Origin of the sequence: Nonomuraea jabiensis (assembly GCF_014204795.1) — a bacterium.
Taxonomy (GTDB): Bacteria; Actinomycetota; Actinomycetes; order Streptosporangiales; family Streptosporangiaceae; genus Nonomuraea; species Nonomuraea jabiensis.
This window is the reverse complement of record NZ_JACHMB010000001.1, coordinates 2,968,981-2,983,554: the sequence shown is the minus strand read 5'-3', so window position 1 is coordinate 2,983,554 and position 14,574 is coordinate 2,968,981. Positions and strand designations below refer to the sequence as shown.

Genomic DNA, 14,574 nt, shown 5'->3' with positions numbered 1-14,574 from the left:
TGGCTTGATCGGAATCGCGCTGGTGTCGCTGGGCATGGTTCTCACGCCCGGGCCGAACATGGTCTATCTGGTCTCACGATCGATCACCCAGGGCCGCCGGGCCGGCCTGATCTCCCTCACCGGCGTGTTCCTCGGCTTCACGCTCTACCTGACCGCGACGTGCCTGGGGCTGACGGCTGTCTTCGCGTACGTACCGGCCGCCTACACGGCACTCAAGCTCGCCGGCGCCGCCTACCTGCTCTGGCTGGCCTGGAACGCCGTCAAGCCGGGCGGCACCTCGGCCTTCCAGCCGCGCACGCTCACGCCCGAACCCCCGCGCAAGCTGTTCGGCATGGGCCTGCTGACCTGCCTGCTCAACCCCAAGATCGCCATCCTGTACCTGTCGCTGCTCCCGCAGTTCATCGACCCGTCGATGGGCCACGTGCTGGCGCAGAGCCTGGCGCTCGGCTCGGTCCAGATCGTCGTCGCCACCACCGTCAACGGCCTGATCGCCATCTCGGCCGGCGCCCTGGCCGCCTTCCTGGGCAGCCGCCCCCTCTGGCTCCGCGTCCAGCGCTACGTCACGGGCACGATTCTCGGCGCCTTCGCCATCCACATGGCCACCGACCGCTCCAAGGCCCTGGTGGCCGCCTAGCGGCCTGACGCCCCTCATGAGCGAGCCGTCTCGGGGAGCGGGGCCGAGGAGGGCCGGGTCGCCGGGCGCATCGCCAGGACCACTACGGCCAGCCCGACGAAGATGACCGCGGCGACGACGCCGGTGACGTGCAGGGCGGCGGTGAACGCCTCCCGCGCGGCGTGCAGCAGCTCCGCGCCCTGATCGGCGGGAAGGCGCCGGCTGGCGGCGACCGCGCCGGCCAGCGAGTCGGACGTGCCGTCCATCCGGCTGCGGTAGACCACCGCCGCCACCACGCCGAGCAGCGCGAAGCCGAGCGAACCGCCGAAGTAGTTGCCGGTCTCCGACATCGACGCCGCCGAGCCGGCGCGCTCCGGCGGCACGGACCCGACGACCAGGCCGGTGCCCAGCGCGAACAGCGGGCCGGTGCCCAGCGCCAGCACGGTGATCCCGATCATCACCAGCGGCAGCGCGCCCGTACCGCCGACGACGACCAGCAGCAGGCTGCCCAGCGCCGACCCCACCAGCCCGCCGGCGATCGCGGTCGTCTGCTTCATCCGCCGGGCCAGCGCCGGCGCCGTCATGGTCCCGACCGCCACGCCCAGGCCCATGGGCGCGAACAGGACCGCCGACGCGACCGGCGAGAAGCCCAGCACGCTCTGCAGGTACTGGGTCACCAGCAGGCCCGTGCCCGCCATGGCGATGCCGGCGAAGACCAGCGCGACGATCACGGCCGTGAACGGGCGGTTGCGGAACAGCCGCAGGTCCAGCAGCGGCGTCTCCAGCCGCAGCTGCCGGCGTACGAACACCGCGCCGATGGCCGCGCCGGCGGCGAGGGCCACCGCCGGCACGACCGGCACGCTCTCGACGGCCAGCTGCTTGATGCCGTAGACCATCAGGAGCACCGCCACGAGCGACAGCCCGACGCCGGCGAGGTCCAGCCGGCCGGCCCGGTCGCTGCGGAACTCCGGCAGCAGGACCGGCCCGGCGAGCAGCAGCAGCGCCATCGCGGGGACGGCGACCAGGAACACCGATCCCCACCAGAAGTGCTGGAGCAGGAATCCGGCGAGTACGGGTCCGAGCGCGCCGCCGGTGAACTGGCAGGTCGCCCAGATCGCGATGGCCTGCCCGCGCTGCCGCTCGTCGCGGAACATGTTGGTGATCAGGGCAAGCGTGGACGGCGCCAGCGTCGCGCCGGCGATGCCCAGGAGCGCGCGTGCGATGATCAGCATCAGCGGGCCGGCCGCGAAGGCCGCCACGACCGACAGCACCGCGAACGCCGCCGCGCCGATCATCAGCAGCCGGCGGCGGCCGATCCGGTCGCCGAGCGTGCCCATCGTGATGACCATCCCGGCCACCATGAACCCGTAGCTGTCACTGATCCACAGCTGCTCGACATTGGTGGCGCCCAGGTCGGCGCTCAGCTGCGGAAGAGCGAGGAGCAGCGCCGTCATGTCCATCGCGACGAGCAGTGTCGGCAGCATGAGGACGACCAGCCCCAGCCACGCCCGGTTGACTCGCATATCCGAAAACTCCCTGTTCTCTCGACGTTTCGCCGGTTGGTCGGAGCGGTCGAGAGCTTCTTGACATCGGCAGGGAAATCGTGGGGAGCGGAAAACTCATGCGAATGTTCTGCCGGGGGACGTCAAGAAGGTGGCGGCGGCTCCGACCAACCGGTCGAAGGGGCCCCGGCCGGGGCTCGCGAACCACGAGGAGGACACGATGAAGTTCCTGATCAGCCTGCACATCAATCCGGCCGTGCTGGACGCGCTGACCGACGAGGAGAAGGCGGCGATCGGCGAGGGCCACGGCAGGTTCATGGAGGCGCTGAAGGAGTCCGGCGAGCTGATCACCACGCAGGCGCTGGTCGACCCGTCACAGGCGGCTGTGGTGTCCGTACGCAACGGCCAGCCTGTGGTGACCGACGGCCCTTTCCTGGAGGCGAAGGAGTACCTGGGCGGCTTCTACCTGATCGACTGCGAGAGCAAGGAGCGGGCGATCGAGCTGGCGACGCAGATCCCGGACACCGCGATCCAGGGACTGGGGGTGGAGGTGCGGCAGGTGATGTTCGCTGACGGACAATTGGAGGCATGACGACATCAGCCATCGAGGACCTGCTGCGTGAGCTCACGCCGCAGGTCCTCGGCGCGTTGGTACGCCGGCACGGCCAGTTCGAGGAGTGCGAGGACGCCGTGCAGGAGGCCGTCCTCGCCGCCACCGTGCAGTGGCCTGCCGAGGGCCTGCCGGACAACCCGCGCGGCTGGCTGGTGACCGTCGCCTCCCGGCGGCTCATCGACCAGATGCGCAGTGACCACGCTCGCCGCGAGCGGGAGTCGGCCACCGCCACCGAGGTGGTGCCCGAGGACGTGCCGGACACCGACGACACGCTCGTCCTGCTGTTCCTGTGCTGCCATCCGATCCTGACCGCGGCCTCCCAGACCGCCCTGACGCTGCGGGCGGTCGGCGGGCTGACCACAGCCGAGATCGCCCGCGCGTTCCTGGTGCCGGAGGCCACGATGGCGGCCAGGATCAGCCGGGCCAAGCAGCGCATCAAGGCCGCCGGCAGCTCGTTCAGCCTGCCGGAGGGCCCGGAGCGCGAGGAGCGGCTGCGGGTCGTCCTGCACGTGCTCTACCTGATCTTCAACGAGGGCTACACCGCCTCCTCGGGCAGCGAGCTGCACCGCTCCGACCTCGCGCACGAGGCGATCCGGCTGGCCAGGATGGTGCACGCGCAACTTCCCGAGGACGGCGAGGTGACCGGGCTGCTCGCGCTGATGCTGCTGACCGACGCCCGCCGGCAGGCGCGTACGACGGCGGCCGGCGACCTGATACCGCTGGACGAGCAGGACCGTACGAAGTGGGACCGCGCCCTGATCGACGAGGGCATCGAGCTGGTCAAGGCGTCGCTGGCCGGCCCGGAGCTGGGGCCGTACCAGCTGCAGGCCGCCATCGCCGCGACGCACGCCGACGCGGCCACGGCCGAGGAGACCGACTGGGGGCAGGTGCACGCCCTCTACCTGATCCTCGAACGGATCGCGCCCAACCCGATGGTCACCCTCAACCGCGCGATCGCGCTCGCCGAGACCGAGGGCCCGTCGGCCGGGCTGGCCCTGCTGTCCACCTTGGACAGTGACGAGCGGATGGCCGGGCATCACCGGCTGCTGTCCGTACGGGCGCATCTGCTGGAGAAGACCGGCGACCTGGCCGGGGCGTACGAGCACTACCGGCGGGCCGCGAAAGCCACCGCCAGCCTCGCCGAGCAGCGATACCTGGAGTCCCGGGCCGGCCGGGTGAAACCCTAGATCTCAGCGCCGCCTGGCGACCAGCACCTCGCTCACCAGCTCCTGTTCCCACCGGCCCGCCGGGTTGTCGGCGAGCAACGCCCGTCGCAGCGTCTCGACGAAGGCGGGCAGGCGGTCGCCGAGCCTGGCGGGCGAGCTGTAGGAGTAGGAGAGCTGGAGCCCGACCAGCCCGTCCACGTCCCAGACCAGCCGCCGGCTGAACACCCGGGATTCCACCCTGCAGAAGGGCGAGGCGGCCAGCACGTCGTGGTGGTGCTCGCCGGTGGCGTGGAAGGAGTCGGCGGCCGTACGGATGTCGAGGCCGAACTCCTCGCACACCCGCCTCTCGACCGGCTGCCACGGTTGCGCGTCCGGCTGCCACGGCTCTCCCCGCTGCCTCGCCGGCCCGACCAGAGCCACCGCACCGCCGGCCGGCAGCAGCTCGTCCAGCTCCGCCAGCACGGACCCGCGATCCATCCAGTGGAACGACCGCCCCATCACCACGTGCTCGAACGGCGGCAACCTCCGCAGAACGGTCGAGTCCCCCTGCAACCACGCGATGTTGGCGACCCCCTCGGCCAGCCGCCTCCCCTCGGCGAGCATCTCCCGCGCCGGGTCCACCGCGAGCACCGCCCGCACCCGCCGGGCCAGCGGGATCGCGATCGTCCCCGGGCCGCAGCCGAGATCCAGCACGCGGCTGTCCTCGCCGAACGTCTCCGCCAGGTGCTCCATCGCCGCCTGCCCGTAGCCCGGACGGTACCTGGCGTAGTACGGCGCCGCCCCGCCGAACAGGTCCTCCATGGACGGACCATAGCCATCCCCTGCGGATGTCAAGCAGTTGAGGGAGGCGGTGGCACAGCGCCGCGGTGCCGTCAACAGCGCCGTGCGCAGAACCTCGCCATGGTCGTGAGCACGGCTGGGCAGTGGGTGCTGCTGGCATACCGGATTCCGCGCCAGCCCTCGACGCTGCCCATCACGATCTGGCGCAAGCTGGACCGGCTTGGGAACCGCCCTGCTGCCGTGATCCACGGCAGTTGGCCGGGGGCCTCAGACAGGAGGCGCCAGCCGACCTATCCGGTCAAGAAGCGCATCGTCCAGATCCCCCGCAAGCAGCCCGTTGTTCACCGAAGGCCGGCAACGGGACATGATCCGCACCCAGGCCGGGGGTCCCTCCTCATAACCGAAGTGCAGATAGAACACCTCCCGTCGTCTACTACCGACTTGTCGGCACGTGTTCCCGCCAGGTTCGGTGTCCAGCGAGTTCAGCTCAGCCGCCAGCTCGCGCGCCCGCTGCTCCCCATGTTCCGACCCGGGTGACGGGCGGGGTGTGGGGTTGCCGCTCGGTGCCTCCCGGCAGACCAGCACCTTGATCGCCCCATCGGGCACCATCCGCTCATTCTGTCCCCGCCGCCCGGTCGCCGGGTCGCAAGGGTCCTTCGGCTGGAGGAGCTTCCAGGTCCCGGTGCGGTAGGCGACGGTGATGCTGGGCCCGACGTAGGAATGGCTGACGACTGTGCCGTTGGTGGTCGTGACGCAGGAGTTGATCTCCTCGGCGCTGCCCACCCACAGCGCCTGGCCGTCGGGGTAGGCGAACCGGATGAGGTAGTTCGTCGCCTGCCCGCCTATCAAGGTGCACGCCTTTTCGATGCGAGCGGTGGTGACCGGAAGGTAGCCCAGGTCGTACGCCATCGGCTTGGCCTGGTCGGTCAACGTCCGTGATCCGGCGAGCGGCTCCCCGCCCGAATTCGCGTTCTGCCCGGGATAGGCGCAGATCAACGCGCTCGTGGGCGCGCCTGGCACGAGTGAGTCCTCAACACCGTCGAGCTCGGCGGTGGCCGGCACCCAGCGGCCGATCTGCTTGCTCTCCCATCGCTGCGGACACGAAGCCGGCACCGGCGGGGCGGGCTCGCCGACCGTGCCCGGAGCCAGGACGACCGCCGCCAGCAGCAGGACCGCCGCCGCGACTGCGCTGATCCAATGGACGGGTTTCACACCGCTGATGACGTTGTCCGCCCGCCACCGGTTCACCGAACGGAAGCGGAGCGAGACCCGACATAGCAAAAGGGGCCGACTTGGATGGGGTCGGCCCCTTTGCGTTTACTGCCTCAAACCAGGCGCGGATCGGGCTGTAGCACCGGGGCGTGTGCGAGCCGGCCGCAGGGAGGCCGGTGGCAGCGTGAGTTAGCAGCAGCTCCTCGGGGCGTTGACCGGTTCGACGGCCAACCCGTCGGCCGATGCCGTGGCCGGGGTGCAGGCGGAATCGGCTTCCTTGGTCAGGGTGTCGGCGTCGCCCTTGACCACGTACACCTCCCAAGGCTCGGCACCCGGGCCGTGCACCCAGACCTTGTCCTGCAGGGCGTAGCAGCAGGAGGTGTCGTTCTCCTCGAAGGTGGCCAGTCCGGCGTCCTTGAGCCGCTGGGTGGTGGCATTGACCTGGGTGGTGTCCTCGACCTCGACGCCGAGATGGTCCATACGGGTGGGCTCCCCTTCCTCGCCCTCGATGAGCACCAGCTTGAGCGGGGGTTCGGCGATCGCGAAGTTGGCGTAGCCAGGGCGGCGCTTGGCCGGTTCGGTGCCGAACAGCTTGGAGTAGAAGGTGATCGAGCCTTCCAGGTCGGCGACACGGAGGGCGAGCTGGACGCGAGACATGACGATCTCCCATCGTTGTTTCGACGGATGTCTAAGTAGGGCCGAGTTTGTGCCTCTGCTTAGGAATCTGTCAAATTAGAGATATGCCGAAACAAGAGCTGCCGGTGCATACCTCCGAGTGCTGCACACCGCTGATCGCGGAGCCGATCGCGGAAGACGAGGCCGCCGAGATGGCGCGTGTGTTCAAGGCGCTCGGCGATCCGATCCGGTTGCGGCTGCTGTCCCTGATCGGCGCGCACGAAAGCGGCCGCCAGGTTGGTGACGGGGTGTGCGTGTGCGAGTTGACCGGTGCCTTCGCGGTGACCGCGCCGACGATCTCGCATCATCTCAAAGTGCTGCGCGAGGCTGGTCTGATCGACAGCCAGCGGCGTGGTACCTGGGTCTACTACTGGATCATCCCGGCCACGCTGAAGCGCCTGACGAGTGTTCTGGCCCTGCCCGAGACGCTAGTCGCGGACGCCCGGTGAACCTGGCCCGGCGGGCGCTGGCAGAGTTCGCCGGCACCGCCGCTCTGGTGGCCGTGGTGGTCGGCTCCGGCATCATGGCAACCGATCTTTCGCGTGACGCCGGCGTACAACTGCTGGCCAACAGCCTGGCCACGGCGGCGAGCCTGGCGGTGCTCATCTTGATCCTCGGGCCCGCGTCCGGCGCGCACTTCAATCCGGTCGTCTCGGTGGCGGCCTGGGTGCTCACCCGACGCGAAGCTGCCCCGGCGATGCGCGGACGGGAGGTGGCGGCCTACATTCCCGCCCAGGTCGCCGGAGCCGTCGCGGGGGGCGTCCTGGCGAACGCCATGTTCGCGCTCCCGGCCGTTCAGATCTCGGCTCATGACCGGTCGGCCCCTCACCTGCTGCTGGGTGAAGTGGTGGCCACCGCGGGGCTCATCGTGGTCGTCTTCGCGTTGGCCCGCCAAGACCGCGCCGCGCTCGCCCCGGTCACGGTCGGTGGCTACATCGGCGCCGCCTACTGGTTCACCAGCAGTACGAGCTTCGCCAACCCTGCCGTCACTCTGGGGCGGGCCTTCACCGACACCTTCGCCGGGATCGCCCCTGCTTCGGTGCCCGCTTTCATCGCTGCCCAGTTGGCTGGTGCCACGCTCGGCGGCCTGCTGCTGGTCGCGCTCTACCCGAACAGCCCGCAGCCCATTGCGGAGCCCGTCCCCGGCTCTGCCTACCAGCCTTGATAGGGGGAACCCGTGCCGGACCAGATCGATGCGCCGCCGCAGGTGTTGTCCGGGCCGGCGACGTCGTGATCACCATGGGCTGCGGCGACGCCTGCCCGATCTTTCCCGGCAAGCGCTACGAGGACTGGGTGCTGGACGACCCGGCCGGGCAAGGAGTCGAAGCCGTGCGCCCGATCCGGGATGCGATCGAGGCCCGCGTACGTGCGCTGATCGCTGACCTCACCTGGGCTCGGTTCGACGCGTCCAAGCTGCCCGACCACCGCCATGTCGCCCTGGGCAGCCTCGACGGCACGCCCGGCGGGGTCGATGCCCCTCGACACGCGCCTACATCTTGGCTCCGTGCCTGATCCAAGAAGCAGTCCCTAGGGCTGGACGTTGTTGGACAGGTTGATGCGGATCTCCGTGTTGCGGTATCCGGCGCGCCGGAATGCGGCCGCCATCGGCGCGTTGCCCATGTCGGTGGTGGCGGTGATGCGTGGCTCTCCGTTGGCCGCGTGGATGCGGGTGATCTCGGCAAGTATCTCGTCCACGTAGCCGCGCCCCCGGACCTCCGGGACCACCCCGAGATACCCGACGTTCACGTTGTACGGCGTCGCTGAGGGGATCGCCATGCCCGCCACCTGGCCCTCGGGCGTATAGGCGATCCGCCACCACTCCCGCTTGCTCGGCGCCCTGAGATAGAAGTCCATCTCTTCGCGCGCGGTCGCGTCCACGCCCTTGACCGCCACGTTCGCTCGGGTCTGGGCGTCCAGGCTGCCCTCGGCGATTCTCTTGAATACCGTCAGGAACTCCTCGTCGGACGCCTCGGCGAACCGCAGCACGCCGGTTGACGGGGGCACTCCGTCGGCGGGTGCCCATTCGAACTGCAGCCGCTCCACTTCCCGGGTGAGTCCGGCCGCGTGCGCCGCCGCCCGCCGCCATTCCACGGCCGTCGAGGTGGCCGGATCGTCGCGCCAGCCGCCGGCCACCTTGATCGCGTACTGCACCGGCTGCGGGAATCCGGCCAGCGCGGCCCTGATCAGCTCGGCGGCGATGGCGGCGCGGTCACCCGCTGCGGGATCCACATCGAGGCAGTCGAGCGCGACCGGGTGCGCGCTGTCCCGCGGCCCCCACCACAGCGCCCGTCCCACGACCCGGCCGTCGATCTCGGCGATCCACGTCCATTCCGGCCGGTACATGTTCTCGGCCAGTTCTGCGAGGTAACGCTCGGCGGGGATCCAGCCGACGGGCTCGGTCACGGTCCACGCCGTCACGCGGTCGAGGTCGGTGGGGACGGTAGGGCGGTTGGAAATCATCTGAAGAGATTACCGATCTCTTGTCATCATCTGAGTCAAGTGTCTGAACCAGACCCGGGCCCGAGCACCATCGCGGTGAACAGGCCGGTCTCGGGCCCGACAACCAGGTGGGCCTTGAAGCCGTCTTGGCGGTGGGGCGGATTTTTGCACATGCCAGGACTCGGGGTCGGCGGTGGAAAGCGCCCGGTCAGTGCAGCGTCCCAGCCCTGGACAGGGCGATCATGCCGCCGTATGCGCGAGGATCGCCGTCGCCAGTTCCTCGTGCACCTCCATCGGCAGCGTGTGCCCCATCCCCTCCACCATCATCAACCGCGCCCCTGGGATCCGCTCCGCGATGAGCGCGCTGTGACCGGGTTTGGCAGGCTCGCAGGTGCCCTCGATGACCAGGGTCGGCGCCTTGATCTGGTCCAGGACGCCCACCGGCTCGAAGTCCGGGTTCGCCGCCGCGGCCCGGCGGTGATTGGCCACAGCGGACAGGTCGCGGGCCCGGTCGTAGATGCGTTCTTGCAGCAGGCGGGCGGCGTCCTCGTCGAAGGGCAACCCCGTGCCGTGCAGGACGCGCTGCTCGGCGATCATGAGGTCGATCTGCTCGCGCCGGTCGGCGGGCGGCGGGTTCGTGATCAGCGCCCGGAAGAACTCGACGAACTCGGGCGCCGGCGGCGGCAGGCTGCCTTCGGGCTGCGGCTCGCCCATCAACGCCCGCATGATCACCGCGCCTTCACCGCCGCCGAGCGGCGAAGAGCCGATGACGGTGAGTGTGCGCACCCGCTCCGGCCGCTCCACCGCGATCAGCTGGCCGAGCAGCCCGCCTGCCGAGTGGCAGACCAGATGCGCGCTGTTCAGGCCATGCGCGTCCATCACCCGGAGTACGTCGTTCTTGATGTCGTCCCACGTATAAGGCTCCTTGTCGAAGTCGATGGTGTCCGAGCGGCCGGTGTCGCGGTGGTCGTATCGGATCACACGCCGGCCACCGGCCGTCAGCCTGCCGACGAACTCGTCCGGCCACAGGACGCCCTGCGACATCGAACCCATGATCAGCAGGATCGGCGCGTCCGTCGCCGCGCCGAACTCTTCGCTCCAGATGTTGTTCTCAGGCATGCTCAAAGCATGGCCTGTCCTGCTACGGGTGCCTTCCGTAGAACTACTAGGGACGCCGGTTCAGTACGGGTGCCGACGCCTACCTTCGGGTAGATCTTGAGAGGCCAGCCACTCGCTGTCCAGAAAGGTGGACCTTCCCGGACGGCGTGCCGACCTGCACGAAGACCGTCCAGAAACCTACGTCCGAGAAGTCCGCGGCCCATGCCCGCCGTATTCCGGTGACACCCGCAGCCGCTCGTTCTCTGCCCGCCGTACCTCGCCGACCAGCCGTACCGGCACGCTGATGCCCGGCAGCAGGATGCGCTCCTTCAGCAGGTGCACCCGCGCCCGGTCGAACAGCGCCCGCGGCCCTTCCACCGAGGCCCACACCCGCGCCGCCACGAACTGGCGCACCTCAGCCTCACACGCGCCGAAGTCGCGGTAGCCCGGCAGCTTGCGGATCTCCCACGCGTGCTCGTAGGCGGTCTTGGGACGCTGGCCATAATCGGCCAGGCAGGCCGGGTCGAGGTCAAGCTGCTCGGCAACGAAAGCGACCGCGCCGGGAGGCACCACGAGCGGGTCCTCGGTCAGGAACACCCCGAGCATCCGTACCGTCCCCCACTGCACCGCCCATCCCAGCATCGTCGCCGGGCGGCGCTTGGTCGCCAGAGCGTCCAGGGCCGCGCGGTCCAGGCGGAAGAACTGCTCCAGTTCCGCCGGCGAGGGTTCGTCGGGGAAGCGTCCGTAGCGGGCGACCTGCTCGCCGGAGAGGAATTCGAAAGGCATGGACCTGGAACGTAGGCCCGTCAACCAGGACAAACGAGAGCAGTCACTGAACCGAAACGAAGATCACGTTCCTAGCGCCAATTTCTGACGCAGACTCCTCGAAGGCCTGACGCTCTACACCACGGCGGCCGCGGGTGAGACAACGCGGAGCCGAAGGCGTCTCACCGATCATGAGGCAGGTTCCTCGCATTGTTTGCTGTCGCCTGCCGATGGTCCTGGGCCAGAAGCTAGGCGGACTCTTCCCCGGGCACCCTGGCGAGCGGCACACCACGCAGGCTGAGCAGTACCATCGCAACACACCCGCAGGTGAGCGCGATGTCGGCGACGTTACCCACGAACGGGCCGTAGTCGATGAAGTCCACGACGTGCCCGCGGGCGAAGCCGGGCTCGCGGAAGAGCCGATCGCCTAGGTGAGACACCGCCCCACCAAGCAGCACCCCCAGCACGAGCGCCCAGCCAGGGGAGGCCAGCCGGCGCGCGGTGTAGAGAATGCCGACCACTGCGGCTGTCGCCGCCAGGGCGAACACCCATGTGGCGCCGGTACCTACGGAGAACGCGGCTCCGGCGTTGTAAAACAGCCGGAAGTGAATCAGAGGAGGAATCACGGCGACGCGCTCACTCGCGGACAGCGTGGAGACCGCCCAGAGCTTGGTGAGCTGATCCACGACAAGGACCACCGCGGCCAGCATGAGCATCATGCCGTACAGCCGACTCGAACCCCGCTCTAACCGCATCATTCATGGCCTCCGCGCTGTCCGACAAATATCTCCCTGAGACTACTAAGGCGCCCTCTGAGGCACCCATGCGAATGCTGGGAGGCAAGCACGTGCCCTTGGGGTTGCCCGTCTGCCCCTTCCGGAAGTAGTCCACCGGGTTGTCGGGGTGATCGTGGGCATGCCCGCGTCCCTGGCCCTCGACGAAGTAGGCAATGCCTCGGCTGGATCGCCGCATCGCCCGTCTCGGCCCGCAGTGCCTACGCCGGAGTGGTCGAGCATTCGGTCTACGTGCATCCCGGTGCCCGCCGCCGTGGAGTCGGCCTGGCGCTGCTGCGGGCACTGATCGCCTCCACCGAGGCCGCAGGCATCTGGACGATCCAATCCGGCATCTTCCCTGAAAACACCGCCAGCCTGACCCTGCACGCCCGCGCCGGCTTCCGGGTGATCGGCACCCGCGAACGCATCGGCCGCCACCACGGGATCTGGCAGGACGTCGTAATGATCGAGCGCCGCAGCTCCACGGTGACGTGAATTCTCGGCCGAGGCCGCTCTCATCCTGGAGGCTTCCCGGCCGCCTTTCATCGTCTATCGTCGATTAACGATGAATGAAGAGAAAGGCCCGCTTGATCGGCCGACCGCAGCCACGTACGCCTCGTGGTTCAAAGCCCTGGCCGACACCACCCGGGTGCAGATCGTCTCGCTGCTGGCCCGCCGTGGCGTGCCGATGAGCGTGGGCGAAATCGTCGAGGCTGTGGACGTGGGCCAGTCCACCGTCTCGGCGCACCTCAAGACCCTTTCAGAGGTGCGGTTCGTGCTGGTCGAGCGCGTCGGCACCTCGGCGTTCTACCGGATCAACACCGCGTGTGTGGAGTGCTTCCCCAGCGCCGCCGATCTCGTCATGGGCCGCCCTGCTCCCGCACCGCCCACCTGTACGCCCGTGTCAGGAGACACCGATGAGTGAACCCGCCGATCGGCGTGAGGCCACCGTTCAGCGCTACTCCGGGCTGGCCCAGCTGGCGGTGTCCGGCGGCACGCCGCTGGACTGCGAGGCCGGCGCTTTCACCGACGGCTGCTTCGGCGCCGCCGCCTACACCGACCGCGACGCACCCGATGCGCCGGAAGCGGCCCTGCGCGCCAGCCTCGGCTGCGGCAACCCGCTCGCCGTCGCCGACCTTCACCCCGGCGAAACGGTGCTGGACCTCGGCTCCGGCGGCGGCCTGGACGTACTGCTGTCCGCCCGCCGCGTCGGCCCCACCGGCCGCGCCTACGGCCTCGACGCCAGCCCCGACATGCTCGCCCTGGCCCGCGCCAACGCCGAACAGGCCGGAGCGGAGAACGCCGAGTTCCTGTACGGACACATCGAGGACATCCCGCTGCCCGAGGCCGCTGTGGACGTCGTCATCTCCAACTGCGTCATCAACCTGTCCACCGACAAGCCCGCCGTACTGGCCGAAGCCTTCCGCGTCCTGACACCCGGAGGACGTCTGGGCATCAGCGACGTCATCGCCGACGACGGCCTGGACCCCGACCAGCGGGCCGCCGCCGAAAAACACGTCGGCTGCGCCAACGGCACCCTCACCGCTCGCGAGTATGAGCAGCTACTACGAGACGTGGGCTTCGCCAGCGTCCGCATCACGCCCACCACCGACGCTGGTGGCGGGCTCCACTCCGCCATGGTCCAGGCCCTCAAGCCCAGCGCTGGTTGAGTTCGTTTAGGGGCGCTCTGTTGACGGCCTCACCTTTCGCCCAAAGCTCCCGGCCACCGAATCGACGGCAAGCCCGTCACCCGGCGTGGCATTCGCTTCGACGACCTGGCCGACGTCATCGCGGAGCGACTACGGGATGGACGTCTTCACGATGCCCGCCGCACCGCGGTCGGGGGTCTCATCTGGGAGGCGGACAGGGGCTCTGGAAAGGCCAACTGGGACTCGAATAGCGAAAGGGGCCGACTTGGATGGGGTCGGCCCCTTCGCGTTTACTGCCTCAACCAGGCGCGGAGGATAGGGGATTTGAACCCCTGAGAGGTTGCCCTATACACGCTTTCCAAGTCTGTGGACCTTCGTTCGTGGCCGGTCACACGAGTCTCTAGCTGGGCTGTAGTCCTTGGGGCGGGCCCCGATGAACACCCACGAACGACGGTGAACTGAGACTACAAATGAGACTACGAATTCTGCTGAGTCGCAGGTCACGGAGGTGTTCGACGCCTTCTCCGTCCAGGCTCGCTTCGTCCTAGAAGAAGGCAGGCCAGGCGCATCAAGCGCTCGAAACGAGGATCCTCCTCCTCGGAGCTGAGGACGGTAACTACCGCGACGATCACAAGGGCGAGTATCGCTAGCGCAACCCCTCCTGCCAGCACATAGCCCAGAACAGGGTAGGCCCAAACTCCACCGACTCCTGCGCCTGTCAATGCCGCTCCGCCAGCCCACCGCCCTACAGCTCTCCACGTGGAGCTTCTGGGAGATGCTGACTCAAGGTTCGACGTAGTCACCAGGTTCTGCCACAGTGTCGCGTCGTAGCCACGCTCGGCGCTGGATCTGTGGAGCATGCCATCATCAGTAACGCCTCTCGAGATGCCCATCCGGAAGGTAGACGGCCTCCCGCGCCAACGGGAGGCCGTTCGCTTTCGCGAACGAATGCCGTCTAGGTCAAGGGTTCCGGGTGCGACCGATAAATCGCGGAGGTTCCGATATGGCCAACTACCTGCGGAAACGTCAGATGATGTCGTGTGCGCTGGACTTTCTAGATCGCTTCTATCAACATTTGTTGATGGCCCACTTAGAGCAAGATCCGATGTACCCCAAGGCGTTGCTTGGCGTTGCAGATAAATCGCGAGAACTGACTCGGTTGGTCGGTCAATGGGTCACGTCCCGCGGAGTGGTGTAGTTCGGCTCTCGCGTGAGGCTCTGCTGGGTTGACTATGCCGTCATGAGTTCGGTCTGCGCCACCTCCCACACGTGCACCTGTTCCGGTCCGG

17 protein-coding genes and 1 pseudogene are annotated in these 14,574 nt (G+C 68.7%); 10 read left to right on the top strand and 8 right to left on the bottom strand.

Annotation, left to right across the window (positions count from 1 at the left end; all coding sequences use genetic code 11):
• Window positions 1–4: 4 nt before the first annotated feature.
• On the top strand, window positions 5–634 hold the full coding sequence (locus tag HD596_RS13060) for a LysE family translocator (RefSeq protein WP_246554409.1): 630 nt from the start codon (window positions 5–7) through the stop codon (window positions 632–634).
• A 14-nt stretch (window positions 635–648) separates the two neighbouring features.
• Here the strand turns inward: HD596_RS13060 and HD596_RS13055 are convergent, their stop codons facing one another.
• Window positions 649–2,136, bottom strand: a complete 1,488-nt coding sequence (locus HD596_RS13055) for an MFS transporter (RefSeq protein WP_185069510.1) — start codon at window positions 2,134–2,136, stop codon at window positions 649–651.
• Window positions 2,137–2,335: 199 nt separating this feature from the next.
• On the opposite strand from HD596_RS13055, the gene HD596_RS13050 reads away from it, so the two are divergent.
• Entirely contained in the window at window positions 2,336–2,707 is a 372-nt protein-coding gene (locus HD596_RS13050; protein ID WP_185069509.1) for a YciI family protein, read from the top strand.
• A complete protein-coding gene (locus HD596_RS13045; protein ID WP_185069508.1) occupies window positions 2,704–3,915 on the top strand; it encodes an RNA polymerase sigma factor in 1,212 nt (403 codons plus the stop codon). Before HD596_RS13050 ends, HD596_RS13045 begins: the two co-directional genes overlap by 4 nt.
• 3 nt (window positions 3,916–3,918) lie before the next feature.
• Here HD596_RS13045 and HD596_RS13040 read toward each other — a convergent pair whose 3' ends face one another.
• From HD596_RS13040 to HD596_RS13030, 3 genes are all read right to left on the bottom strand, one after another.
• Window positions 3,919–4,695 carry a class I SAM-dependent methyltransferase gene (locus HD596_RS13040; RefSeq protein ID WP_185069507.1) on the bottom strand — a complete coding sequence of 259 codons (777 nt, stop codon included), beginning with the start codon at window positions 4,693–4,695 and terminating at the stop codon, window positions 3,919–3,921.
• Between the two features lie 246 nt (window positions 4,696–4,941).
• Complete coding sequence (locus tag HD596_RS13035) at window positions 4,942–5,886, bottom strand: hypothetical protein (RefSeq protein WP_185069506.1); 945 nt, start codon at window positions 5,884–5,886, stop codon at window positions 4,942–4,944.
• Between the two features lie 189 nt (window positions 5,887–6,075).
• Window positions 6,076–6,543 (bottom strand): ArsI/CadI family heavy metal resistance metalloenzyme, encoded by a 468-nt coding sequence (locus tag HD596_RS13030; protein ID WP_185069505.1) that lies wholly within the window; start codon window positions 6,541–6,543, stop codon window positions 6,076–6,078.
• A gap of 83 nt (window positions 6,544–6,626) precedes the next feature.
• Here HD596_RS13030 and HD596_RS13025 point away from each other — a divergent pair, with 83 nt between their 5' ends.
• The 3 genes and pseudogenes from HD596_RS13025 to HD596_RS60360 form a co-directional block, all read left to right on the top strand.
• Window positions 6,627–7,010: an ArsR/SmtB family transcription factor gene (locus tag HD596_RS13025; protein WP_185069504.1), complete on the top strand. Its 384-nt coding sequence runs from the start codon at window positions 6,627–6,629 to the stop codon at window positions 7,008–7,010.
• Window positions 7,007–7,726, top strand: a complete 720-nt coding sequence (locus HD596_RS13020; RefSeq protein ID WP_221519304.1) for an aquaporin — start codon at window positions 7,007–7,009, stop codon at window positions 7,724–7,726. The genes HD596_RS13025 and HD596_RS13020 overlap by 4 nt, the downstream gene beginning before the upstream one ends.
• A 47-nt stretch (window positions 7,727–7,773) precedes the next feature.
• Window positions 7,774–7,947, top strand: a pseudogene (locus tag HD596_RS60360) (low molecular weight phosphatase family protein); the annotation flags it as partial.
• Between the two features lie 141 nt (window positions 7,948–8,088).
• Here HD596_RS60360 and HD596_RS13010 read toward each other — a convergent pair.
• From HD596_RS13010 to HD596_RS12995, 4 genes are all read right to left on the bottom strand, one after another.
• Complete coding sequence (locus HD596_RS13010) at window positions 8,089–9,021, bottom strand: GNAT family N-acetyltransferase (RefSeq protein ID WP_185069503.1); 933 nt, start codon at window positions 9,019–9,021, stop codon at window positions 8,089–8,091.
• A gap of 219 nt (window positions 9,022–9,240) precedes the next feature.
• Window positions 9,241–10,119, bottom strand: a complete 879-nt coding sequence (locus HD596_RS13005) for an alpha/beta fold hydrolase (protein ID WP_185069502.1) — start codon at window positions 10,117–10,119, stop codon at window positions 9,241–9,243.
• A gap of 177 nt (window positions 10,120–10,296) precedes the next feature.
• Window positions 10,297–10,884, bottom strand: coding sequence for a DUF4158 domain-containing protein (locus HD596_RS13000; RefSeq protein ID WP_185069501.1), 588 nt, complete (start codon window positions 10,882–10,884; stop codon window positions 10,297–10,299).
• Between the two features lie 227 nt (window positions 10,885–11,111).
• On the bottom strand, window positions 11,112–11,582 hold the full coding sequence (locus HD596_RS12995; protein WP_246554406.1) for a signal peptidase II: 471 nt from the start codon (window positions 11,580–11,582) through the stop codon (window positions 11,112–11,114).
• A gap of 66 nt (window positions 11,583–11,648) precedes the next feature.
• Between HD596_RS12995 and HD596_RS12990 the strand changes: the two genes are divergently transcribed.
• From HD596_RS12990 to HD596_RS12975, 4 genes are all read left to right on the top strand, one after another.
• Entirely contained in the window at window positions 11,649–12,131 is a 483-nt protein-coding gene (locus HD596_RS12990) for a GNAT family N-acetyltransferase (RefSeq protein ID WP_185078447.1), read from the top strand.
• A 70-nt stretch (window positions 12,132–12,201) separates the two neighbouring features.
• A complete protein-coding gene (locus HD596_RS12985; RefSeq protein ID WP_185069499.1) occupies window positions 12,202–12,561 on the top strand; it encodes an ArsR/SmtB family transcription factor in 360 nt (119 codons plus the stop codon).
• On the top strand, window positions 12,554–13,306 hold the full coding sequence (locus tag HD596_RS12980; protein WP_185069498.1) for a methyltransferase domain-containing protein: 753 nt from the start codon (window positions 12,554–12,556) through the stop codon (window positions 13,304–13,306). The genes HD596_RS12985 and HD596_RS12980 overlap by 8 nt, the downstream gene beginning before the upstream one ends.
• Before the next feature lie 982 nt (window positions 13,307–14,288).
• Window positions 14,289–14,483 carry a hypothetical protein gene (locus HD596_RS12975; RefSeq protein ID WP_185069497.1) on the top strand — a complete coding sequence of 65 codons (195 nt, stop codon included), beginning with the start codon at window positions 14,289–14,291 and terminating at the stop codon, window positions 14,481–14,483.
• The last annotated feature ends 91 nt before the right edge of the window (window positions 14,484–14,574 follow it).